The organism is Vibrio sp. 10N.261.55.A10, assembly GCF_041470825.1.
Lineage (GTDB): Bacteria > Pseudomonadota > Gammaproteobacteria > Enterobacterales > Vibrionaceae > Vibrio > Vibrio crassostreae_C.
This window is the reverse complement of sequence record NZ_JBFRNC010000081.1, coordinates 2,065-24,592: the sequence shown is the minus strand read 5'-3', so window position 1 is coordinate 24,592 and position 22,528 is coordinate 2,065. Positions and strand designations below refer to the sequence as shown.

The window sequence follows — 22,528 nt, the reverse complement described above, 5'->3', positions numbered from 1 at the left end:
ACTATTGGGGGTCAGTTCATAAAGAGTGGCTTTGTTGTTTTTATATAAAGCTTAGTGGCACGAAATATAAAGCTATAGCGGCACGAACAAGATAGAAAAAAGGCGCTGAACATAATATTCAGCGCCTTTGCATTGTTCGTTAAGCAATCGTGATTACTTAATTTCCATACCTTGAGCTTGCAAGTCCGCATGGTAAGAAGAACGTACAAACGGGCCACACGCTGCGTGAGTAAAGCCTAGCTCTAGAGCAATCTCTTTCAGCTCATCGAACTCAGAAGGCGGCACGTAGCGTTCTACTGGTAAGTGGTGACGGCTTGGTGCTAGGTATTGACCTAGTGTCAGCATAGTCACACCATGTTCGCGAAGGTCTTTCAGTACTTGAACGATCTCTTCTTTTGTCTCGCCAAGACCCATCATCACACCTGATTTTGTTGGGATATCAGGGTGCTGCTCTTTGAATTTCTTCAGTAGATCAAGAGACCACTTGTAGTTCGCACCTGGACGCGCTTTACGGTATAGACGTGGCGCTGTCTCTAGGTTGTGGTTGAAAACATCTGGCGGGTTGTCTTTCATTAGGTCAAGCGCAACGTCCATACGACCGCGGAAGTCTGGAACCAGTGTTTCGATACGAATATTTGGGTTGAGTTCGCGAATCTCACGGTTACAGTCAGCAAAGTGCTGAGCACCGCCGTCACGCAAGTCATCACGGTCAACTGAAGTGATTACAACGTACTTCAGTTTCATGTCTTGAATTGTTTTAGCCAGTTTCTTCGGCTCTTCAGCTTCAGGAGCAACAGGACGACCATGGGCAACATCACAGAACGGGCAGCGACGAGTACAGATAGCGCCAAGAATCATAAACGTTGCCGTACCGTGGTTGAAACACTCGGCTAGGTTAGGGCAAGACGCTTCTTCACAAACTGAGTGCAGGTTGTTTTTACGCATTGCTGATTTGATTTCTTGAATACGATGGCTGTCTGAAGGAAGTTTAATCTTCATCCATTCAGGCTTACGTAGAACTTCTTTCTGTTCAGCAGGCATATTCTTTACGGGAATTAATGCCATTTTGTCAGCGTCACGATATTTAACGCCTTTTTCCATTTGGATTGGTTTGCTCATGATTTTATGCTTCTGCTGTAATGTTACTGGTGGCTTGAATGTCTACTTGGTCATAGCCGAGTAGCTCTACGAGCTCTTGTATTAACTGTTGCTCAACGTTTTCTAGTTCACTTGGTCCGCCGAGTTGGCTTACCTGCGCCATTTCCATACCTTGGTAACCACATGGGTTAATACGTAGGAATGGAGACAGGTCCATATCGACGTTGAGTGCTAACCCGTGGAACGAGCAGCCACGTCGAATACGTAATCCAAGTGAACAGATTTTCTTGCCATCGACATAAACACCAGGAGCGTCAGGTCGGGCAGCTGAATCTATATTGTAAGCTTTCAGAGTATTGATTACGAGGTTCTCGATATGAGTAACCAAATCACGTACTCCGAATTTCTTGCGGCGGATGTTAATCAGAAAGTAAGCCACTAATTGGCCTGGGCCGTGATAAGTCACTTGGCCACCGCGATCGCTTTGTATTACAGGGATATCACCAGCATTTAATACATGCTCAGCTTTGCCTGCTTGTCCTTGAGTGAAGACAGGGTTGTGTTCAACCAACCAAACTTGGTCTACGTCTTCTTCCGTGCGTTCGTCTGTGAACTTATGCATGGCTTTCCATACAGGTTCGTAATCCTGACGGCCTAATTTTTTTACGATTAGCTTATTTTGCAAAGCTGCACTCCCTCAAGGATTAATAAAGTGAACGCATTATAAACGCGAAACATGATTCTAACTACAGACGGACTGCAAGGTTTTTCAACTTTCTTTGTATTTATTGAAAATTAAGTTGAATGAATTTGAGCTAGATAGGGTGCTTTAAACAAAAACAGCGGCAATAAGCCGCTGTTTTTCATGTGTAATCGGAGATTACAGAACCATACGAACGATTTCGATCTCGCCCAGTTCTTTATAAAGAGTTTCTACTTGTTCAATTGAAGTCGCAGTAATATTGATAGAAACAGAGTGGTAGTTGCCTTTCGCACTCGGTTTTAGCGTTGGGCTGTAGTCACCAGGAGCATGACGCTGGATCACTTCTAGTACTAGCTCAGTCAGTTCTGGCTTAGCGTGGCCCATTACTTTGTAAGTGAATGAACAAGGGAACTCTAAGAGGTCTTTTAGTTTTGCATCAGAATTGATGTTCATGATTAGCTCCAAAAGGCTAGACTCTCGCAAATTGGCGAAATGTCGATAAAAAGCGTGTTCGGTCAACAGACACGAGTAATAAGGCGGAATATTACGTGTAAATATCACCGAACTCAAGATCAACAAAAGCCGCACATGGCGGCTTTTGGTTCGCTAATGAGTAAATCATGAACTTACTCATTAGGTTAGCTATACAACAAGCTTGGGTTTTACCTAGAACAAACCTTTTGCTTGTTTAGAATAAACCCTTGAACAGAAGAACTAGGTAGTCCCATAGACGGCTGAATAGGCTGCCTTGGTCTACATCTTCAAGTGCTAGTAGTGGGTATTCAGCAACGTCTTCACCGTCTACTTGGTAGAATAGTTTACCAACTACATCGCCTTTGCTGATTGGCGCTTCTAGCTCTTTCTCAAGAACGAAGCTTGCCTTCAGGTTCTTAGCTTGACCACGAGGTAGCGTTACGAAAGTATCTTCGTCGACACCCAGTGCAACTGTGTCCTTGCTACCCATCCAGATCTTCTCTTCTACGAAGGTTTCACCGGCTGTGTGTGGTGCCACTGTTTCAAAGAAGCGGAAGCCGTAGCTAAGCAGTTTTTTGCTTTCTGTTTTACGAGCATTCGCATTCTTGGTGCCCATAACTACAGCCACTAGGCGCATTTTGCCTTCTGTCGCTGAGCTTACTAGGCTGTAACCTGCATTGCTTGTGTGGCCCGTTTTGATGCCATCAACGTTCATGCTCTTATCCCATAACAGACCGTTACGGTTGTATTGGGTGATGCCGTTGTATGTGAATTTCTTCTCTGAGTAGATACGGTACTCGTCTGGTACGTCGCGAATCAGCGCCTGACCAAGTAGCGCCATATCGTAAGGCGTTGAGTATAGGTTCGGGTTGTCTAGACCGTGCACGTTAGCAAAGTGCGTGTCTTTCATGCCGATAGAGCTTGCCCAAGCGTTCATTAGGTCAACGAATGCATCTTCAGAGCCAGCGATGTGTTCAGCCATAGCAACACATGCGTCGTTACCTGATTGAATGATGATACCGCGGTTTAATTCTTCAACTTTAACCGTAGTGCCCACTTCAACGAACATCTTAGATGAATCTGGGAAGTTTTTAGCCCAAGCATTTTCACTGATTACAACATCGTCGTTTAGGTTGATGTTGCCACGGTCGAGCTCTTGGCCGATCACGTAGCTCGTCATCATCTTGGTTAAACTTGCTGGAGAAAGCTGAGTATTCATCTCTTTCTCTGCTAGTACTTTGCCTGAATGGTAATCCATCAGAACAAAACCTTTAGCGGCGATTTGAGGTGCATCAGGAACAACAATAGGAGCGGCGAATGACGATGTAGCTATCGTTGCAGAAAGAGCAACAGAAGTAGCAAAAATCGATTTAACAAGTTTATTAGATTTAATCATTTTGAATGCAATTATTTGGTGAACTATTCATATATTAACAGAATCACTCTGTCACACCAGAGCGCTGATTACCAGAAGTAACTGTTAGATTAATTAGCGAGTTAGGGTGTGTTTTTTTATATAAGCTGACGGGTGACCCATCAGCTTAACTTGTTCTAATTTCTCTTGAGTCAGAGCATAGTCATGAAATGGCCCAATCATCAGACGGTAGTTGTCATCATTTGGCTGCAAGAACGTTGCTACTTCTAGCTTTTCGGCTAGATCTTTTGCTAACTTCTCTGTTCTATCTTCATGCGGAGATGTCGCGACTTGAATAATAAATTGCGGTAAAGCAGCCTTTTTATTTGCGTCGGTTGGCATAGCTACAGTAATGACTTCAATCTCAACATTTGCCGTGCCGGTTCTTAACACATCGAGCTTGTAAGCTGCCGCATAACTAAGGTCAATGATTCGGCCTTCATGGAATGGGCCGCGGTCATTGATACGAACAATCGTCGTTTTGTTATTGTCGGTATTCGTCACTTTTACATAGCTTGGAATTGGCAATGTTTTGTGCGCCGCAGACATCGAATACATGTCGTAGATCTCGCCATTAGACGTTAAGTGACCATGAAACTTCTTACCGTACCAAGAGGCTTTGCCTTTCTCAGTAAAACCTTCGGTTTTCTTTACGATCTTGTAGTCTTCGCCACGCAAAGTGTAATCCGTATTACCACCTAAACTATAAGGTTCATACTGAGGGTGAGCATCCTCGAGATGCTCTACTGAGATCGGTGCGTCTGGTGCAATATCTGAATCAATATCGTAGCGCCCTGTTGGCTGCTTTGAAGAACAACCATTGATTAAAATCGCTAGCCCCAAGATAGAGACTATTTTTTTGATTGGCAGCTCTTCAACCAAGGATGCTTTGTTTTGAAACGTTGTAATAGACATCGATTAGGTCGCCTTTGAGAATGCTTTTCTGTGTGTATGTATCGACATTAAAATACCAAAACCAGCCATGAGGGTAACCATTGAAGTACCGCCATAACTGACTAGAGGAAGAGGAACACCAACCACAGGTAGAATGCCACTTACCATGCCAATGTTTACAAAAATATAAACGAAGAAGCTCAGTACAATACTGCCGCCCATCATTCGACCGAATGCGGTTTGAGCTTGGCTCGCAAGCACTAAGCCACGTCCAATAATGAACAAGTAGATAGCAAGCAAGAACAATATACCAATCATGCCCCACTCTTCGGCAATGACCGCAAAAATGAAGTCGGTATGACGCTCTGGAATAAACTCTAGTTGAGATTGAGTGCCTTGCAGCCAACCTTTTCCTGAAATACCACCAGAGCCTATCGCAATCTTACTTTGAATGATGTGGTAACCCGCACCTAATGGATCTGATTCAGGATCAAAGAGGGTTCTAACACGCACTTTTTGATATTCACGCATCAAGAAGAACCATAGGATTGGGATAAATGCCCCTAATGCGATTGCCGCGCTAGCAATGATTTTCCAACTGATACCAGCCAGGAATATCACGAAGATACCAGATGCGGCGATAAGGATAGATGTACCTAGGTCAGGCTGCTTTGCGATTAGAATCGTCGGTACAAACACCATCACTAGCGAGATCGCTAATGTTTGGAATGTTGGTGGAAGTGAGCGCTTACCGATAAATCGTGCCAGCATCAAAGGCACCGCGAGCTTTAATAGCTCTGACGGTTGGAATCGAACAAAGCCGAAGTTTAACCAACGCTGGGCGCCTTTAGAGGCTTCACCAAAGAACAACACGCCCAATAGCAAGATGACACCACCTACAAATAGCAGTGGTGCCAAGGTTTCATAAGTACGAGGTGAGATTTGCGCTAGGAAGATCATCACACCTAAAGACAGAGCCATGCGCATCGCCTGGCGGTCCATCATCGCAAGGCTTTGTCCGCTTGCGCTGTACATGATCAGCAGGGCAAAGCCCATTAAAACCAGAATGCCAAGCAAAAGCGGCAGGTCGATATGCAGCCTTTCGAATAGGGCTCTATTTCGTCCAGTTGAAGGATCAAGTTTCATTATTTAATTGGCTCACTTTGATAATCTTCTGCAAGGATAATATGGTCTAAAATCCTTCTTACTACTGGGCCGCCGTTAGAAGAACCGCCACCTGCGTTCTCTAGAACGATAGTCACGACGGCTTCAGGATCTTCAAAAGGCGCGTAACCCGTAAAGAGGGCGTGATCGCGTAAGTGCTCTGCGATTTCATCCGCGTTGTACTCTTCATCTTCTTTTAAGCCGAATACCTGTGCGGTACCCGATTTACCAGCGGTTTGGTAAGACATCTTCTGGAATGAACGTCTTGCCGTACCTTTCTTACCGTGGTTAGCCAGCCTCATACCTTCCTGAGCGATATCCCAATACTTCTTCTTAACCCCGGTTAGCGGTGGGTAAGTTTCAATGTCCGACATGATTTGTTCATCGAATGGACGACCGTTATCAATGGTTGAACGAAGTAGGTGAGGTGCGGTTACTTCACCTTCATTGACCAAAACTGATGTGGCTTTTGCAATCTGCATGGGTGTTGCAGTCCAGTAGCCTTGGCCAATACCAACTGGGATGGTGTCACCTTGGTACCAAGGCACACGGTGTCTTGCCATCTTCCAATCACGAGTTGGCATATTGGCTTTGCTTTCTTCATAAATATCGATGCCAGTATAATCACCAAAGCCGAACATCATCATCCATTTGGATATGCGATCAATGCCGAGATCATAAGCAATTTGGTAAAAGAAGGTATCCACCGACTCTTCAATCGCTTTTTCTATATCCACGACACCGTGTCCCCAACGCAACCAGTCACGGAATGGTCTCGTTTTTGAGTTTGGTATCTTCCAATAGCCTGGGTCATTGCGCGTAGTGTTTGGTGTAATAACACCTTCTTGCAGAGCAGCAACAGCAATGAAGGGTTTGATCGTCGATGCTGGTGGGTAAATCCCTAGCGTGGCACGGTTAACCAAAGGGCGGTTTTTGTCTTGAAGTAGCGCGTTATAGCCTTTAGACGAGATACCATGCACGAATGCGTTTGGGTCGTAGCTTGGGCTCGATACCATGGCTAACACGCCATTGTCTTTCGGATCGAGAACGATAGCTGAACCACGGCGGCCATCAAGTAACTTATGTACGTATAGCTGTAGCTTGATATCTAAGTTAAGTACGATATCTTTGCCTGGAACCGAAGGGACAAATTTGAGGGTACGAATCACTCGTCCACGACTGTTAACTTCGACTTCTTGGTAGCCAGCTGTACCGTGCAACATATCTTCGTAATAACGCTCAATACCCAACTTACCGATATCACGTGTAGCTTGGTAATTGGCGTCTTTTTCTTCTCGCATCAAGCGCTGCATATCACGGTCATTGATGCGCGATACATAGCCTATTACGTGAGTGAGCACATCACCGTAAGGGTAGAAACGCTTCAAAGTTCCCGTAACTTCAACACCTGGGAATTTGTGTTGGTTTACAGAGAAGACGGCAACTTGTTCTTCAGACAGTTGATTAAGAATAGGTACTGATTTAAAGCGTCGTGAATTACGACGATCACGATTAAAGCGCTCGATACGCTCTGGCGGGATCTCAATTAATGCTTGCAGACGAGCAAGCGTGTCATCCATATCTTTAATTTTTTCGGGTATGATTTCTAGATTGAAAACAGGACGGTTTTCGGCAAGAAGTATACCGTTGCGATCGTAAATCAAACCACGGTTAGGGGCGATCGGAACGACCTTGATACGGTTGTCGTTAGAACGAGTTTTATAGTCTTGGTATTGATTGACCTGAATGTTGTACAGGTTAACAACCAACATCGACATCATGACTATGATCCCCGCAAACGCAACAAAAGCACGGCTAGTAAATAGTCGTGCTTCTGCTTTGTAATCGCGGATTTGGCTACGTTTACGTAACATTAACGCTTATTCTCGATGATAAGGGTGGTTAGCAGTGATGCTCCAAGCTCGATACAAGCTTTCAGCCATGATAACGCGTACTAATGGGTGAGGGAGAGTAAGCGCAGACAGAGACCAACTTTGGTCTGCGGCCGCTTTACATGCAGGTGCTAATCCTTCAGGCCCGCCAATTAGGATAGATACGTCACGTCCATCCAGCTTCCAACTTTCTAATTGCTCAGCAAGTTGAGGTGTATCCCACTTTCTACCTGGGATATCGAGCGTGACAATACGGTTGCCTTTTGGAACTGCAGCCAGCATCGCTTCACCTTCTTTTTGAAGAATGCGTGCAATATCTGCATTTTTACCGCGCTTTCCTGCAGTAATTTCAATGAGCTCTAATGGCATATCGTGAGGGAAGCGGCGTTTGTATTCTTGAAACCCTTCTTCAACCCACTTTGGCATTTTTGTGCCAACTGCGATTAACTGGATCTTCAAAGCTTAGCCCCAAAGTTTTTCTAGTTGGTACAGCTCACGATGCTCTTCTTGCATAACGTGAAGCATGCTTGTGCCCATATCTAGAACAACCCATTCACCTTCTTGCTGGCCGTCCATACCTAGAGGTTGCATACCCGCTTTACGCACTTCATCAGCAACATGCTGTGCAATAGAGGCAACATGGCGTTTAGAGGTGCCAGTACAAACAATCATGTAATCAGTAACGCTTGATTTGCCTTCTACATCGATAGTTACAATCGATTCTGCTTTCATGTCGTCGGCTTTGTCTGCAAGAAAATCTTTTAGTTCTTCACGTAACACTGGGTGTTCCTTTAATCTGAATTTAGCTTTGTTTAGGGCTTGTTGACCCTAGAATATAACACGCTTTTATGCGTGGAATGGTATTGAAGCTGAAGGGATACAAAACTCTACGCTTAACTGATGAATTAGTGGCCAAGGCGACTGCTCATATTGAGTTTTTGTCATCAATTCAGCTTGAGTGAGCAACGCGAACAAAGAGTGTAATTGAGAAATCGAAACTCTTGTTAGCGCGGCGTTATAAAGAGGCTTTTTAGATTGCCAGATACGGTGTTTTTCGAAGACCTGACCAATCGGCATCTGTTTCATTTGTTGCTGCATTTGTAATAGCAGAGCAAGCTCTCGTTGTATGCTACGTAATAAAATGACGGGTTCGACACCTTCAGCTTCTAGCTGACGCAGGATTCGTTGTGCTCGGTTACCTTTGCCTGCCAATAACGCATCACTCCAATGGAATGGAGTAAAATGGTTGTGTCGACTCAGCGATTCTTCTAAGCGTACTAACGTGAGTTTTCCATCTGGGTATTGGAGAGCCAGTTTTTCTAGGCTTTGGGTGAGAGCAAATAGATTACCCTCATGCCATTGCGCCAGCATTTGAATCGCTTCAGGGTCTGGCGTTAAACCGATTTGACGGCAACGCGCTTGGACAAACTGAGGTAACCGACTGACATCTGGCGTTAGGCAACTGACCCAGTGACCCTGATTCGAAAGAGCCTTAAACCACTTAGCGCTTTCTTGAGCTTTGGTGAGCTTAGTGCCCACCAAGATTAACAAGATATCACTGTGGATATGCTCGGAGATTGCGAGTAGCTCTTTCGCTATTGCGGCATTGACGCCTGACTCTGGCAGCTCAAGCTCGATGACCTGACGGCTAGAGAATAGGCTCAGTGCTTGAGTGCAGTCGTAGACTTGATTCCAGTCGAGACTGCTATCAATCGCAAAGCGGTGACGTTCTTCAAAGCCTTGCTGTTTTGCAGCCTTTTGAATCGCTTCTCGGCTCTCTTGCAACAGTAGCGGTTCGTTACCAAAAATTAGGTAAACATTACTCAACTGTTTAATAAGTTGCTCTGATAAGCGGTCAGCAAAAATACGCATCAAATAAACCTATTACTCAGCCGAATCGCTAAGTGTTGGTTGTTCTTCTGAAGCTGGTACGATCTCAACGTCGTCAATTTCAACATTCTTGATGTTGTATTGCTTTTCAAGCTCTTTCACTTGAACGTGTTCTAGTGCATCTAGATCCATGCTATCAGCTGCAATGTTCGCTTTTAGTCGAGCCATCTGACGAAGGATTTGGCTTGTTGCCAACTTACGCATCTCATCTTCGATCATGTCTCGCTCAACCGACTTCGCAAGTGCAGTTAGCGGGTTATCTAGATAACTACGGGTAACGCTGGTTGAGAATGTCTTTGAGCCTAGATCCGGGACAGTAACTCGATATCTTGCTCGGAATGTCAGTTCTTTCTCTGCTGCACGAGTGTTTTGGTATAGAGACAGAGTTCGCTCACCTACGCTCTCACTAATAATATGCAGGTTAGGTGTATTCTCAGCCGGTGGCACAATTTCTACATCATTCATACGCAGTTGACCTTTCATCATACGTGTAAACGTACTGTATTGGTCGTAACTGGTTACGGAGATCTTGTTGAGTTCTTCTGGTACGGAGTAATCACCACGTAGGTGGAAACCACACGCACTTAATAGGCTGACGGTTAAAACAACAACAGTAACTTTCAATGAAGATAGTGAAATCAGGCGCATTATTTGATGGCTCTCATGAAGGTAGAATACTTATTTAAAGGCTTTAGTTCGTTTGAGTGGTTAGGCTCAAGTCTAAAGCGCTTAAATAAGTAGACAGGGCAATTAGCTACCCTGTCTACAGACTGCTTTTGATGAATTAAGTTCGTTAATTCTTTAGCAATTGCATTGTGCTAACGAAATTAGTTAGCAACGATGTTTAGAAGCTTACCTGGTACGAAGATAACTTTACGGATAGTTAAGCCATCTAGGAACTTCTTAGCGTTCTCATCGTTTAGACCAAGCTCACGAACTTGCTCTTCTGTTGCATCAGCAGCAACGGTTAGTTTCGCACGTAGCTTACCGTTGATCATAACAACGATAGTTTTCTCGTCTTCAACTAGCGCTTTCTCATCGAAAGTTGGCCATGTTGCTGAGTCTACGTTTGATTCACCCAGTGCAATCCACATTTCGTAAGAGATGTGTGGAGTCATTGGGTAAAGCATGCGTACTACCGCTTTTAGCGCTTCGTCAAGGATTGCACGGTCTTGTGCAGATTCTTGAGGTGCTTTCGCCAGCTTGTTCATCAGTTCCATGATTGCAGCGATTGCCGTGTTGAACGTTTGGCGACGGCCAATATCGTCCGTTACTTTCGCGATAGTTTTATGGATATCACGACGAAGTGCTTTTTGGTCGCCAGATAGCGCAGAAGCATCAACAGATTCAGCAGCACCCTTAGAAGAGTGAGCGTGAACCAATTTCCAAACACGTTTAAGGAAGCGGTTAGCCCCTTCAACGCCAGACTCTTGCCACTCAAGCGTCATGTCTGCAGGTGATGCAAACATCATGAATAGACGTACTGTATCAGCGCCGTACTTGTCTACCATCTCTTGTGGGTCGATACCGTTGTTCTTAGACTTAGACATTTTGATCATGCCTGAGTGTTCAACTTCACGACCTTGATCGTCGACTGCTTTTTCGATGCGACCTTTACCGTCACGTTCAACCGTTACGTCAGTCGGTGCAATCCACTCTTTGGTGCCTTTTTCGTTTTCGTGATAGAACGCGTCAGCCAGAACCATGCCTTGACATAGTAGTTGCTTGAACGGTTCATCAGACGTCACGTAGCCAGCATCACGTAGAAGCTTATGGAAGAAACGAGAGTAAAGCAGGTGCATACAAGCGTGCTCGATACCACCAACGTATTGGTCAACTGGTAGCCAGTAGTTTGCTTTCTCTGGATCTAGAATGTCGTCTGCTTGCGGTGAACAGTAACGTGCGTAGTACCAAGAAGACTCCATAAACGTATCGAACGTGTCAGTCTCACGTAGAGCGGGTTCGCCGTTGAATGTTGTTTCAGCCCAAGACTTGTCAGCCTTGATTGGGCTCGTTACGCCATCCATTACTACATCTTCAGGAAGAATGACTGGCAGTTGGTCTGCTGGTACTGGGTGAACTTCACCGTCTTCAGTGGTTACCATTGGGATTGGAGCGCCCCAGTAACGTTGACGAGATACACCCCAGTCACGTAGACGGAAGTTTACTGTCTTCTTACCTTTGCCTTCAGCTTCAAGCTTCGCAGCAATTGCATCGAATGCTTCTTGGAACGCAAGACCATCGAATTCACCAGAATCAAACAGTACACCTTTTTCAGTGTAAGCCGCTTCAGACACGTCTAGTTCAGAACCATCTTCAGGTTTGATTACTGGGATGATATCGATGCCGTACTTAGTTGCGAACTCGTAGTCACGTTGATCGTGAGCAGGAACCGCCATTACCGCACCTGTGCCGTAATCCATAAGTACGAAGTTTGCTACGTATACAGGAACAACACGACCGTTAAGAGGGTGGATAGCCGTTAGGCCAGTATCCATACCTTTCTTTTCCATCGTTGCGAGTTCAGCTTCAGCAACTTTAGTGTTACGACACTCTTCAACGAATGCAGCAAGCTCTGGGTTGTTCTTCGATGCTTTCTCTGCAAGAGGGTGACCTGCAGCGATACCAACGTAAGAAACACCCATTAGTGTATCTGGACGTGTTGTGTACACTTCTAATGGTGCTTCTTCGCCGTTAACAGCGAAAGATAGCTCAACACCTTCAGAGCGGCCGATCCAGTTGCGCTGCATGGTCTTAACCATTTCAGGCCAACCTTCAAGGTTGTCTAGATCGTCTAGTAGCTCTTGAGCGTACTCAGTGATTTTAATAAACCACTGTGGAATTTTCTTTTGCTCTACTGGAGTGTCACAACGCCAGCAACAACCGTCTTCTACTTGCTCATTTGCCAGTACTGTTTGGTCGTTTGGACACCAGTTCACTGAAGATGTCTTCTTGTAAACCAGGCCTTTTTCGTAAAGCTTAGTGAAGAACTCTTGTTCCCAACGGTAGTACTCTGGAGTACACGTTGCGAATTCACGGTTCCAGTCGTAACCAAAGCCTAGAAGCTTAAGCTGGTTCTTCATGTACTCAATGTTTTCGTAAGTCCATGGTGCAGGTGCTGTATTGTTTTTAACAGCGGCGTTTTCTGCAGGTAGGCCGAATGCATCCCAACCAATTGGCTGCATTACGTTTTTGCCTTGTAGACGTTGGAAACGAGATACCACATCACCGATGGTGTAGTTACGCACGTGACCCATGTGCAGTCGGCCACTTGGGTAAGGGAACATAGAAAGACAGTAGAATTTTTCTTTGTTTGGGTCTTCACTTACAACGAAAGTCTCGCTGTTATCCCAGTGTTGTTGAACCTTTTGTTCAATCTCTTGCGGGTTATATTGTTCTTGCATCGATGGTATCCGGTTATCTTGGAATTTGTGAGTTCGGTTAGAACAGAATCTTACAGATCGTCATAGAATACCTAAAGGAGCTGAGTACAACAATAGTTATACCCTTCATACTTGCAGTTGCCGCTTAGTAGATTGTGTAATTTTCACTGAATTTCGCAGGGCAACTATACTTAAGAGTATGAATTGCATTTGTTTGTAAGCGGGAGTGCATTGCAGCGCATCCGTTTGCTCACTAAAAGGTTGGTTATCTTAAGGAGGTTGTTATGCCGAAGAAAAAAGCGCTCTATGAAGAAGTCGTCGAAGAGGTGATTGAAACGCTGAAGCATAGCCCTGAAGAGCTCAACAACAAAATCGAAACGTCGGGCAAGTTTGCGAAAGCAGCTAATGATATGACTAAAGATGAGCTTTCATTGATCTCTGCCTACGTGAAGTCGGACTTAAAAGAGTTTTCCGAAAGCTATGAAGAGAGTAAAAGCGGTCCATTCTATTTGATGATTGCGGACTCTATTTGGCAAGGGCTGTTGGATATTACTGATCGTACTAAGGTGGAATGGGTTGAACTGTTCCAAGACTTAGAACACCAAGGCTTGTATCAAGCGGGTGAAGTCATTGGCTTGGGAACCTTAGTATGTGACGAGTGTGGTCACCAAACCGAATATAACCACCCAACCAATATCATTCCATGCATTAAATGTGGTTCTAAAGGGTTTAGTCGTAAAGCCCTTAAACCGTAAGCTTCTGAACCATAGCGTATCAACGCAAAACCACAGAAATGAAAAAGGGTTGACCCGATCAGTCAACCCTCAAATCACTTTTCGTCGAATCTAGCTTTTTGGCTTTCTAATTACCCAACCAATCACCAAGCTGAGCATCGCCCAGATATACAGTGGCCAAGTACCTACTGTGTGATAAGGCGTTTGACCATCCGTTGAAATGAGTTCAGCTTTTAACACTGCCGTTTCAAACTGAGGTACTTGTTTGAGGATGTTGCCTTTGTAATCGGTAACTGCCGTCACACCATTGTTGGTCGAGCGAATAACTGGCTTACCAAGCTCCAGAGCACGCATCTGTGCGATTTCCATATGTTGCAGAGGGCCAATCGAACGACCAAACCACGCATCGTTAGAGAGCGTTAAAATAAAGTCAGTCTCGTCGGTTACGTTCTGTCTAACTTGATCATTAAAGATGATCTCGTAACACAACGCAGGCGCTAAGTGACGACCATTTGCCACGATGTTGGGTTGAACAAAGTCGCCACGGCTAAATGATGACATTGGCAAATTAAAGAAAGGTGCTAATGGGCGCAAGATATCTTCAAACGGCACAAACTCACCAAATGGTAACAGGTGGTGTTTATGGTAGCGTTCGTCTGGATCGTAGCTGTACTCACCATATGGATTCACGCCGATAGAAAGAACACTGTTGTAGTATTTCTTATCTTCAGACTGATTCAGCACACCGGTAATGATCGAACTGTTGTTCATCTTCGCTGCGCTATCCAAGTTACGTAGGAAAGATGGGATCTCAACTTCGAATGCTGGAATAGCCGCTTCAGGCCAGATTATGATATCCGCTCCCCAGTTTTCTCTGCTTAGGTCGGTGTACTTCATCATGGTTGGCCAGCGATGACTCGGTAGCCATTTACTGTCTTGATCGACGTTGCCTTGTATCAAGACGACTGACGTGGTTTTTTCAGGGTTCGGCGTGACCCAGTCGATGTTGCGAATACCAAAGCCTGCGCTAAATACGACAGCGGGAATGATAGCGATGCTCCAAGCCCGGTTAACAATCGCATAAGTGAATGCAGAGGCTGAAACAATGATCGCTAAAGTTACTAGCTCTACGCCGCCAATCGGTGCAAATGAACCCAATGGCGAATCGATTTGGCTGTAGCCTAACCAAAGCCAAGGGAAGCCCGTCATTACCCAGCCACGCAGCCAATCACAGACTAGCCATAATGCAGGAGCTGCAAGGAAAAAGCGGCTTAGGTTATTGGCAGGGAAGAATTTATTCAAACCCCAGGTAAATAGCCCTGAATAAACGGCTAGGTAGCCAACAAGCAATGCCATCAAAAATAGGTTGGCTGCCAGTGGCATGCCGCCAAAACCATCAATGCTGACGTATACCCAGCTGATACCTGTGGTGAATTGACCTAAACCCCATGCGTAGCCAATCCAAAGCGCACTTTTAGGAGAGCGGTTGTGGATCAGTAACAGCAACAAAGCTGGGCTGAGAATAGCAAGAGGCCATATAGAGTATGGAGCGAATGAAAGGGTGGTTATAGCGCCAACAAAAACGGCCGCAAGCGGCCGTAATAGGCGATGAATAAAGGTATTAGTCATCTAATTTCTGTCATCTCTTTAGAGAGAAGTTGTTATTCTTCGATAGTCGGAAGAGGCTGTTCGTCAGGAATGGTTACCTGTAGCTGAATCACACGACGGTTATCTGCTGATGTTATTTTGAAATGGTAGTTTTCGATTTCTACAATTTCGCCACGAACCGGCAGGTGGCCGAGTGCTGTCATAACCATGCCGCCTACCGTATCCACTTCGTCGTCACTAAAGGCAGTGTTAAACGTATCGTTGAACTCTTCAATAGTGGTTAAAGCTTTTACAGAGAAGGTATGCTTACTCAGCTTACGAATATCTAGCTCTTCTTCATCGTCGAACTCGTCTTCAATTTCACCAACGATTTCTTCGAGGATATCTTCAATGGTTACCAGGCCAGAAACTCCACCAAACTCATCGACAACGATAGACATGTGGTAACGCTCTTCTTGGAACTCCTTAAGCAGGCGATCAACTCGCTTACTTTCAGGAACAACCACGACAGGGCGAATCACTTGTTCGATATCAAATGGAGCACTTTCTGAACCCAAATACTTAAGTAGGTCCTTCGCTAATAGAATGCCTTCAACATGGTCTTTATCTTCACTGATCACTGGGTAGCGAGAGTGTTGAGCATCAGTAATGAGCGCAATCAATGTATCTAGATCATCTGTGCGTTCAACTGTAACCATTTGAGAGCGAGGCAGCATGATATCGCGTACTCGCATCTCTGAAATTTCCATAACACCCTCGAGCATGTCGCGTGTGTCGTGGTCAATTAGGTCATTAATTTCTGAGTCGCGGATTACATCTACGAGCTCTTGGCGATCTTTTACTTCACCTTGAAATAGTTGGCCTAGGCGTTCAAAGAAGGACTTTCTACTCGGACCTTCAGATTTTTTACTTCCCTCAGAAGTGGGGGGGTTACCTTCGTTCATGATTTCTCAAAAAATAACGCTATCAGAAGTGTGATAGCACACGTTACAACTCAGATTCCTGTGAAAATCACAGGTTCGATGAGTTATTGTTTCTCTGCAACCTACTTTACTAGAATCAATTTACTTTTCTAGAATGTAAGGGTCTTCAAACCCCATAGATTGCATGATTTCTGTCTCGAGTGACTCCATCTCTTCAGCTTCATCATCTTCGATATGATCATAACCTAGCAGATGCAGACTGCCATGTACAACCATATGAGCCCAGTGTGCTAGCAGAGGCTTACTTTGCTCTTCTGCTTCTTTTTCGACAACTTGGCGGCAGATAATGAGGTCGCCCAGTAGATCTAACTCGATCCCTGGAGGAGCCTCGAATGGAAAAGACAACACGTTAGTTGGCTTATCTTTGCCACGATATTCATGATTGAGCTGGTGGCTTTCTTGTGTATCAACGATACGAACCGTCAACTCAGCGTTCTCTTGAAACTGAGGAATTGTCTTGTCCAACCAAAGCTGAATATCTTGCTCAGTTGGAAGACCTTGCTCATTTTCGACCGCTAATTGCAGGTCTAGTTCAATAGACATCTATTTATCACCTTGTTCTGCAATTACAGAGCTATTTTGTGTTGCTAATTGTGTCGTAACTACCTGCTGAGCCTCAAGAAGTTTGGCTTCACGCTCTTCACGTTTACGCTTTTCAAACTCTTTGCGCTCTTTCTGGTCTTTTGCTTCCCACTTCTCGTATGCGTTGACGATACGAGCAACTACAGGGTGACGAACGACGTCTTCAGACATGAAGAAGTTAAAGCTAATGTCGTCGACTTCATTGAGCACTTCAGTCGCATGGCGTAAGCCTGATTTTGCACCACGAGGTAAATCGATTTGCGTAATATCACCTGTGATCACAGCGCGTGAGTTAAAACCGATACGGGTTAAGAACATCTTCATCTGTTCTACCGTGGTGTTTTGGCTCTCATCAAGAATGATAAACGCATCATTCAATGTACGACCACGCATGTAAGCCAGTGGTGCAACTTCAATTACGTTACGTTCAATCAGCTTCTCAACTCGCTCAAAGCCAAGCATCTCAAACAGCGCATCGTAAAGTGGACGTAAATATGGGTCTACTTTTTGGCTTAAATCACCCGGTAGGAAACCAAGCTTCTCACCGGCTTCAACAGCAGGGCGCGTCAATAGAATGCGACGAATCTCTTGGCGTTCAAGTGCATCAACTGCTGCAGCAACGGCTAAGTAGGTTTTACCTGTACCTGCTGGCCCAATACCAAAGGTGATGTCATGAGTCACCATGTTCATTAGGTACTGTGCTTGGTTTGGCGTTCGAGGTTTGATGACGCCTTTTTTAGTCTTAATGGTCACTTCTTTGCCGTAGTCAATTTCAGACTCGACGTGTTGCTCCAAAATGCCTGATTCGGTGATCGCCAGATGTATTTGCTCTGGTTCGATATCGATTATGTTGCCTTTAACTGGAGCCGTTTCAACATAGAGGTGTTTGATGATGTCTAAAGCTGCGGCTGTAGTGTGAGGCTTACCGACAATGGTGAAAAAGTTGCTACGGTAATTAATCTCAACGCCCAGACGACGCTCAAGATGCTTGATGTTGTCGTCAAATGGTCCGCATAAACTTGCCAAGCGCTTGTTGTCTGCTGGTTCTAGATTTATCTCTAAGGTAACGATTTTATTGCTCAAATTAGCCTCTCATTTTGTGCCACTCACTCTTAAATAAAACAAAGAGCAAAAAGCCCGATTTAGACCGGGCTTCTGATGGTGATATCCCTATTTCTAAGATGGTCACTTAGTTAGGTAATTTCAAGCTTTGTGTTTGCGCTTTGTGCTCAAACAGTTGTATTGCCTACGGCGTAAATGTCGCTACACCTAGCTCGTCTTCACGTTTTGTTTTTTCCATCATTTCTGCTGGAGTCATAACAACGCGTAGACCCATGTCTTTTTCTGTGCGAACTAGATCACCACGTAGTGAGTTGGTGTAAACCTCAGTGATCTTCACATCTACGAACTGGCCGATTAGGTCTGCAGAACCTTCGAAGTTCACAACACGGCTGTTTTCTGTACGGCCGCGAAGTTCCATTAGGTTCTTTCTTGATGGACCTTCAACAAGGATACGTTGCTCTGTGCCTAGCATTAGACGAGAGAAGCGCATAGCTTGTGTGTTTACCGTTTGTTGCAGTTCGTACAAACGATCTTTCTTCTCTTGTGCTGGTACGTCACATGGGTAATCTGCCGCTGGCGTACCCGGACGAGGAGAGAAAACAAAGCTGAAGCTCATATCGAAATCAACTTCTTTAATTAACTTCATTGTATCTTGGAAGTCTTGTTTAGACTCACCAGGGAAACCAACGATAAAGTCAGAACTGATTTGAATATCAGGACGAGCTTTACGCAGCTTACGGATAATAGACTTGTACTCGATAGCCGTGTGTGGACGCTTCATCATCGTAAGAATACGGTCACTACCACTTTGTACTGGTAGGTGAAGGAAGCTCACTAGTTCAGGAGTATCTTTGTAAACTTCAATGATGTCGTCACCAAACTCAAGCGGGTGGCTGGTTGTGAAACGAATTCGGTCGATACCATCGATAGAAGCAACAAGACGAAGCAGTTCTGCGAATGAACAGATATCGCCTTCGTGTGTTGGACCGCGGTATGCGTTTACGTTCTGACCTAGTAGGTTAACTTCACGTACGCCTTGCTCTGCAAGTTGAGCCACTTCGAACAGTACATCATCCATTGGACGGCTAACTTCTTCACCACGTGTGTATGGTACAACGCAGTAAGTACAGTATTTAGAACAACCTTCCATGATAGAAACGAATGCCGTCGCACCTTCAGCTTTTGGCTCAGGCAGGTTATCGAACTTTTCGATCTCTGGGAAAGAGATGTCCATTACTGGCTTTTCGTTAGACAGTGATGATTTAATCATCTCTGGCAAACGGTGTAATGTTTGTGGGCCAAAGATAACGTCTACGTAAGGTGCACGTTGACGAATGTGATCACCTTCTTGAGTCGCTACACAGCCACCCACACCGATCACCACACCTTCTTTTTTATCTTTAAGCGTTTTCCAACGACCAAGCTGGTGGAATACTTTTTCTTGCGCTTTTTCGCGGATAGAACAAGTATTCAATAGTAGTACGTCTGCTTCCTCAGGTACTTCAGTTAGCTCATAGCCATTTGCAGCGTTAAGCAGGTCGGCCATTTTTGATGAATCATATTCATTCATCTGACAGCCCCAAGTTTTAATTAGCAGTTTCTTACTCATTATATGTTCGCTCGATCGTTAGTTTAATTTAAGGGAGCAAATCGCCCATTATTCATCCGCTAGCCCCGTTTGTCATAATTCGGTATTCAATTTTATGACAGGCTCCAGCGGCAAGCGGCGTATTGTACTGGTTTCAAAACCGACTGACTAGTAGTCTGAACAAATCTCTTATGTAGTGGTTTTTATTATCGTTAACGCCATATGCCATAAGGGATAACCCTTTTTTCGAATAAGGTTTTTGGTTACAAGTTAGTTATGAAAAAGTACAATCAAAAACAGTCAAAGAATCAAACTGATAAGTACGAAATATGAACAGTTACGATATTGTAGTAGTCGGTGGCGGCATGGTTGGCGCAGCAACAGCAATCGGTTTTGCAAAGCAAGGTCTGAGTGTTGCGGTGATCGAAGGTTTTGCCCCACAAGCTTTTGATGAGTCACAAGCGATGGATATTCGTGTGTCTGCGATTTCTCAAGCATCGGTCGATTTACTTGAAGATCTTGGTGCGTGGCAAAATATCGCAGCGATGCGCGTGTGTTCTTACAAGCGTTTAGAAACGTGGGAGCATCCAGAGTGTCGTACTCGATTTGAGGCTGCATCACTGGATCTGCCCCGTCTAGGCTATATCGTTGAGAATAGGCTCATTCAACTAGGATTATGGTCTCAATTTGATGCCTACGACAATCTCGAACTGTTATGCCCAGAAAAGCTGGATGAGATTGAGTTTGGTGAAACCAATATCGTTAAGCTTCAATCAGGAGCTGAGTTGTCAGCGAAGTGGGTGATTGGTGCTGATGGCGCGAATTCAGCCGTTCGTCAGCAAGCTGGGATTGGTATTACCGCTTGGGATTACCGACAGCACTGCATGCTTATCAATGTCGAAACCGAGCAGCCTCAACAAGATATTACTTGGCAGCAATTCCTACCAAGTGGTCCTCGTTCATTTTTGCCATTATGTTCTCTAACCTCTGACGGTCAAGAAGTCGGGCAGGGATCGTTGGTCTGGTATGACTCCCCATCTCGCATTAAGCAATTATCATCGATGACCCCTGAAAAATTGCGAAATGAAGTACTTGCTAACTTTCCTAAAGAGCTAGGTGATATCAAGGTATTGAATTCTGGATCTTTTCCTCTGACACGACGTCATGCTCAATCATACTCGAAGAATAATTGCATTTTAGTCGGTGATTCAGCGCACACGATTAACCCTTTAGCAGGGCAGGGCGTCAACTTGGGCTTTAAAGATGTTTCAGTACTATTGGATGTCACCAAAGAAAAGGGTGAATTGAACCAGTCTGTAGCAAGACGCTATGAAGTGATAAGAAGAGGCGACAATCTAATGATGCAAAGTGGCATGGATTTCTTCTACAAGACATTCAGCAACGACATTGGCCCACTGAAATTTGTACGTAATGCTGCTCTAAAACTAGCTGAAAATTCAGGCCCGATTAAAGCTCAAGTATTGAAATACGCTTTGGGTCTCTAATTGAGCGTTTAAGACTGCTTATGAAAAGAAGGAGAGCGAATGCTCTCCTTTTTTGTATCAGATGACTACTATCGCTGTTGCGTCACACAAACCGGTGCATCGATCTCTAAAGAGTACCCTGTATAAACCAAAGACCCATCTTCATTATCTCGCTTGAATGAGGTGATGTTGTTGGAGTGCTGGTTGGCGGCGATAAGCCATTTCCCATCGTTCGTTATATGGAAGTCTCTTGGGAATTTGCCTTCAGTGTCGTAGCTATCAATGAAAGTCAGCCTTTGAGTCTCAGAGTCGATTTTGAAGCTACTGATTCTTGATTGGTGTCGACATGACACATAAAGGAATTGCTCATCAGGCGATAGCTTAATCGCAGCTGCGGCTTCTCCCTTCTCCATATTAGGCAATGCATCAATCTCTTCCACTACATTCCAAATGCCTAAAACCTTTTCCAAAGTCAGCAACGTTTCAGAGAGTTCACAGACCACATAGGCTCTGTCTTCAGCTTTGTTAAAGATTAAATGGCGAGGTCCATTGCCGGCGGGCACCTTAATAGACTGCATTGGCTCATCAAGGAACTCTTCTTGCTCTTCATCAAAGCAATAGAAGTTGATGCGATCGGTGCCGAGATCGACAGTCACAAACTGTGGTGAGTTTTGTAAGAACAGGCATTGATGGGCGTGTGGGCTAGTTTGTCTCTCTTTGTTTGGCCCGGAACCAACCATCTGGATTGTTTTGAGTCGTTTATCGATGCTGCCGTTGATACTTAAGCTAAAAATATCGAATGTGCCTGATGAGTATTGCGACGTGATAGCAAACTTATTGTGTGGATCTATCGCGACGTGACAAGGGTGATCTCCCGAGATGAGGCTTGTATTGTGTGTTAGCTGTGAATCAACATTAGGTATATGAATGAGCTGGGGCTGTTTTTGCTGGTCCACTTCCGATGCAGTATAGATCCCAGTCTTTGTTACAGTAATAAAAGAGGGGTTAGTACATTTGATGATCAGCTCTAGAGGTAATAGTTTTCCTGTTTCTAGATCTAACTGAGTTTGATAAACACCTTGGCTTTTACTTGGTGTATCTGTGTAGCAACCGATCGTTAAGGGGAGGGGTTTCATAGGCTAGTCATACTCAATTAGAAAATGGAGCTGACATTGTCTTATAAAATCGTATTAAAAGTGAGGTTATAGAAGAGAATACTTGGTGACTTGGCTAGCAGATTTGCATATTCCAGATAAAACAAAACCCAGCTAAAAAGCTGGGTTCTATTTAATGATGGTGCGGTCGGAGAGACTTGAACTCTCACACCTCTCGGCGCCAGAACCTAAATCTGGTGCGTCTACCAATTCCGCCACGACCGCAGCAAATCTTTATAGTCATATCGAATATTGGTGCTTCAATAAGACGTTGTATAAGTGGTGGCTACTGCGGGATTTGAACCTGCGACCCCATCATTATGAGTGATGTGCTCTAACCAACTGAGCTAAGTAGCCATAATAAATCTAATAGATTCACTATTTGTTCTCTAATGAAAGAGAAATAATGGTGCGGTCGGAG

20 protein-coding genes and 2 tRNA genes are annotated in these 22,528 nt (G+C 44.7%); 2 read left to right on the top strand and 20 right to left on the bottom strand.

Going from position 1 to position 22,528, the window contains the following annotated elements; all coding sequences use genetic code 11:
• Positions 1-153: 153 nt before the first annotated feature.
• The 12 genes from lipA to leuS all read right to left on the bottom strand — a co-directional run bounded on the left by lipA (position 154) and on the right by leuS (position 12,933).
• Positions 154-1,119, bottom strand: coding sequence for a lipoyl synthase (lipA, locus tag AB4274_RS20640; RefSeq protein ID WP_017064177.1), 966 nt, complete (start codon positions 1,117-1,119; stop codon positions 154-156).
• 4 nt (positions 1,120-1,123) lie between these two features.
• On the bottom strand, positions 1,124-1,783 hold the full coding sequence (gene lipB / locus AB4274_RS20635) for a lipoyl(octanoyl) transferase LipB (RefSeq protein ID WP_004737632.1): 660 nt from the start codon (positions 1,781-1,783) through the stop codon (positions 1,124-1,126).
• Positions 1,784-1,978: 195 nt separating this feature from the next.
• Positions 1,979-2,257 carry a DUF493 family protein YbeD gene (gene ybeD, locus AB4274_RS20630; protein WP_026084358.1) on the bottom strand — a complete coding sequence of 93 codons (279 nt, stop codon included), beginning with the start codon at positions 2,255-2,257 and terminating at the stop codon, positions 1,979-1,981.
• A 232-nt stretch (positions 2,258-2,489) separates the two neighbouring features.
• A complete protein-coding gene (locus AB4274_RS20625) occupies positions 2,490-3,671 on the bottom strand; it encodes a serine hydrolase (RefSeq protein WP_017068508.1) in 1,182 nt (393 codons plus the stop codon).
• A 93-nt stretch (positions 3,672-3,764) separates the two neighbouring features.
• The gene (locus AB4274_RS20620) at positions 3,765-4,604 is read right to left on the bottom strand and encodes a septal ring lytic transglycosylase RlpA family protein (protein WP_017071279.1); all 840 of its coding nucleotides are present in this window, start codon (positions 4,602-4,604) and stop codon (positions 3,765-3,767) included.
• A 3-nt stretch (positions 4,605-4,607) separates the two neighbouring features.
• Positions 4,608-5,729: a rod shape-determining protein RodA gene (rodA, locus tag AB4274_RS20615; protein ID WP_017062334.1), complete on the bottom strand. Its 1,122-nt coding sequence runs from the start codon at positions 5,727-5,729 to the stop codon at positions 4,608-4,610.
• Positions 5,729-7,621, bottom strand: a complete 1,893-nt coding sequence (gene mrdA / locus AB4274_RS20610; RefSeq protein ID WP_017068507.1) for a penicillin-binding protein 2 — start codon at positions 7,619-7,621, stop codon at positions 5,729-5,731. The genes rodA and mrdA overlap by 1 nt, the downstream gene beginning before the upstream one ends.
• Before the next feature lie 6 nt (positions 7,622-7,627).
• A complete protein-coding gene (gene rlmH / locus AB4274_RS20605) occupies positions 7,628-8,098 on the bottom strand; it encodes a 23S rRNA (pseudouridine(1915)-N(3))-methyltransferase RlmH (protein ID WP_017068506.1) in 471 nt (156 codons plus the stop codon).
• Between the two features lie 3 nt (positions 8,099-8,101).
• Positions 8,102-8,419 carry a ribosome silencing factor gene (rsfS, locus tag AB4274_RS20600; protein ID WP_004735247.1) on the bottom strand — a complete coding sequence of 106 codons (318 nt, stop codon included), beginning with the start codon at positions 8,417-8,419 and terminating at the stop codon, positions 8,102-8,104.
• Between the two features lie 66 nt (positions 8,420-8,485).
• On the bottom strand, positions 8,486-9,511 hold the full coding sequence (gene holA, locus AB4274_RS20595) for a DNA polymerase III subunit delta (RefSeq protein ID WP_017068505.1): 1,026 nt from the start codon (positions 9,509-9,511) through the stop codon (positions 8,486-8,488).
• A 12-nt stretch (positions 9,512-9,523) separates the two neighbouring features.
• Complete coding sequence (gene lptE / locus AB4274_RS20590) at positions 9,524-10,177, bottom strand: LPS assembly lipoprotein LptE (RefSeq protein WP_371721388.1); 654 nt, start codon at positions 10,175-10,177, stop codon at positions 9,524-9,526.
• Between the two features lie 179 nt (positions 10,178-10,356).
• A complete protein-coding gene (leuS, locus tag AB4274_RS20585) occupies positions 10,357-12,933 on the bottom strand; it encodes a leucine--tRNA ligase (protein WP_048614215.1) in 2,577 nt (858 codons plus the stop codon).
• Between the two features lie 263 nt (positions 12,934-13,196).
• Here leuS and AB4274_RS20580 point away from each other — a divergent pair, with 263 nt between their 5' ends.
• Positions 13,197-13,667: a zinc ribbon-containing protein gene (locus AB4274_RS20580; protein WP_017062329.1), complete on the top strand. Its 471-nt coding sequence runs from the start codon at positions 13,197-13,199 to the stop codon at positions 13,665-13,667.
• A 90-nt stretch (positions 13,668-13,757) separates the two neighbouring features.
• Here AB4274_RS20580 and lnt read toward each other — a convergent pair whose 3' ends face one another.
• From lnt to miaB, 5 genes are all read right to left on the bottom strand, one after another.
• Positions 13,758-15,275 carry an apolipoprotein N-acyltransferase gene (gene lnt, locus AB4274_RS20575; RefSeq protein ID WP_372113069.1) on the bottom strand — a complete coding sequence of 506 codons (1,518 nt, stop codon included), beginning with the start codon at positions 15,273-15,275 and terminating at the stop codon, positions 13,758-13,760.
• Between the two features lie 32 nt (positions 15,276-15,307).
• A complete protein-coding gene (corC, locus tag AB4274_RS20570) occupies positions 15,308-16,198 on the bottom strand; it encodes a CNNM family magnesium/cobalt transport protein CorC (protein ID WP_012603382.1) in 891 nt (296 codons plus the stop codon).
• 120 nt (positions 16,199-16,318) lie between these two features.
• Positions 16,319-16,780, bottom strand: a complete 462-nt coding sequence (gene ybeY, locus AB4274_RS20565) for an rRNA maturation RNase YbeY (RefSeq protein ID WP_012603383.1) — start codon at positions 16,778-16,780, stop codon at positions 16,319-16,321.
• Positions 16,781-17,902: a PhoH family protein gene (locus AB4274_RS20560; protein WP_017062327.1), complete on the bottom strand. Its 1,122-nt coding sequence runs from the start codon at positions 17,900-17,902 to the stop codon at positions 16,781-16,783. It abuts the gene before it with no gap.
• Positions 17,903-18,065: 163 nt separating this feature from the next.
• On the bottom strand, positions 18,066-19,490 hold the full coding sequence (gene miaB / locus AB4274_RS20555; RefSeq protein ID WP_372113067.1) for a tRNA (N6-isopentenyl adenosine(37)-C2)-methylthiotransferase MiaB: 1,425 nt from the start codon (positions 19,488-19,490) through the stop codon (positions 18,066-18,068).
• A 308-nt stretch (positions 19,491-19,798) separates the two neighbouring features.
• Here miaB and AB4274_RS20550 point away from each other — a divergent pair, with 308 nt between their 5' ends.
• Positions 19,799-20,974, top strand: a complete 1,176-nt coding sequence (locus tag AB4274_RS20550) for a 2-octaprenyl-3-methyl-6-methoxy-1,4-benzoquinol hydroxylase (protein WP_372113065.1) — start codon at positions 19,799-19,801, stop codon at positions 20,972-20,974.
• Positions 20,975-21,042: 68 nt separating this feature from the next.
• Here AB4274_RS20550 and AB4274_RS20545 read toward each other — a convergent pair whose 3' ends face one another.
• From AB4274_RS20545 to AB4274_RS20535, 3 genes are all read right to left on the bottom strand, one after another.
• Entirely contained in the window at positions 21,043-22,089 is a 1,047-nt protein-coding gene (locus AB4274_RS20545; RefSeq protein ID WP_017071286.1) for a lactonase family protein, read from the bottom strand.
• 158 nt (positions 22,090-22,247) lie between these two features.
• Positions 22,248-22,332: transfer RNA gene (locus AB4274_RS20540), tRNA-Leu, on the bottom strand.
• A gap of 55 nt (positions 22,333-22,387) precedes the next feature.
• A tRNA-Met gene (locus AB4274_RS20535) sits at positions 22,388-22,464 on the bottom strand.
• Positions 22,465-22,528: the final 64 nt, after the last annotated feature.

What these genes read in the sequence shown, in the direction of transcription:
- lipA (WP_017064177.1), bottom strand. Translation starts at nt 1,119, where the DNA reads ATGAGCAAACCAATCCAAATGGAAAAAGGCGTTAAATATCGTGACGCT.
- AB4274_RS20625 (WP_017068508.1), bottom strand. Translation starts at nt 3,671, where the DNA reads ATGATTAAATCTAATAAACTTGTTAAATCGATTTTTGCTACTTCTGTT.
- AB4274_RS20620 (WP_017071279.1), bottom strand. Translation starts at nt 4,604, where the DNA reads ATGTCTATTACAACGTTTCAAAACAAAGCATCCTTGGTTGAAGAGCTG.
- rodA (WP_017062334.1), bottom strand. Translation starts at nt 5,729, where the DNA reads ATGAAACTTGATCCTTCAACTGGACGAAATAGAGCCCTATTCGAAAGG.
- mrdA (WP_017068507.1), bottom strand. Translation starts at nt 7,621, where the DNA reads ATGTTACGTAAACGTAGCCAAATCCGCGATTACAAAGCAGAAGCACGA.
- holA (WP_017068505.1), bottom strand. Translation starts at nt 9,511, where the DNA reads ATGCGTATTTTTGCTGACCGCTTATCAGAGCAACTTATTAAACAGTTG.
- lptE (WP_371721388.1), bottom strand. Translation starts at nt 10,177, where the DNA reads ATGCGCCTGATTTCACTATCTTCATTGAAAGTTACTGTTGTTGTTTTA.
- leuS (WP_048614215.1), bottom strand. Translation starts at nt 12,933, where the DNA reads ATGCAAGAACAATATAACCCGCAAGAGATTGAACAAAAGGTTCAACAA.
- AB4274_RS20580 (WP_017062329.1), top strand. Translation starts at nt 13,197, where the DNA reads ATGCCGAAGAAAAAAGCGCTCTATGAAGAAGTCGTCGAAGAGGTGATT.
- lnt (WP_372113069.1), bottom strand. Translation starts at nt 15,275, where the DNA reads ATGACTAATACCTTTATTCATCGCCTATTACGGCCGCTTGCGGCCGTT.
- corC (WP_012603382.1), bottom strand. Translation starts at nt 16,198, where the DNA reads ATGAACGAAGGTAACCCCCCCACTTCTGAGGGAAGTAAAAAATCTGAA.
- ybeY (WP_012603383.1), bottom strand. Translation starts at nt 16,780, where the DNA reads ATGTCTATTGAACTAGACCTGCAATTAGCGGTCGAAAATGAGCAAGGT.
- miaB (WP_372113067.1), bottom strand. Translation starts at nt 19,490, where the DNA reads ATGAGTAAGAAACTGCTAATTAAAACTTGGGGCTGTCAGATGAATGAA.
- AB4274_RS20550 (WP_372113065.1), top strand. Translation starts at nt 19,799, where the DNA reads ATGAACAGTTACGATATTGTAGTAGTCGGTGGCGGCATGGTTGGCGCA.
- AB4274_RS20545 (WP_017071286.1), bottom strand. Translation starts at nt 22,089, where the DNA reads ATGAAACCCCTCCCCTTAACGATCGGTTGCTACACAGATACACCAAGT.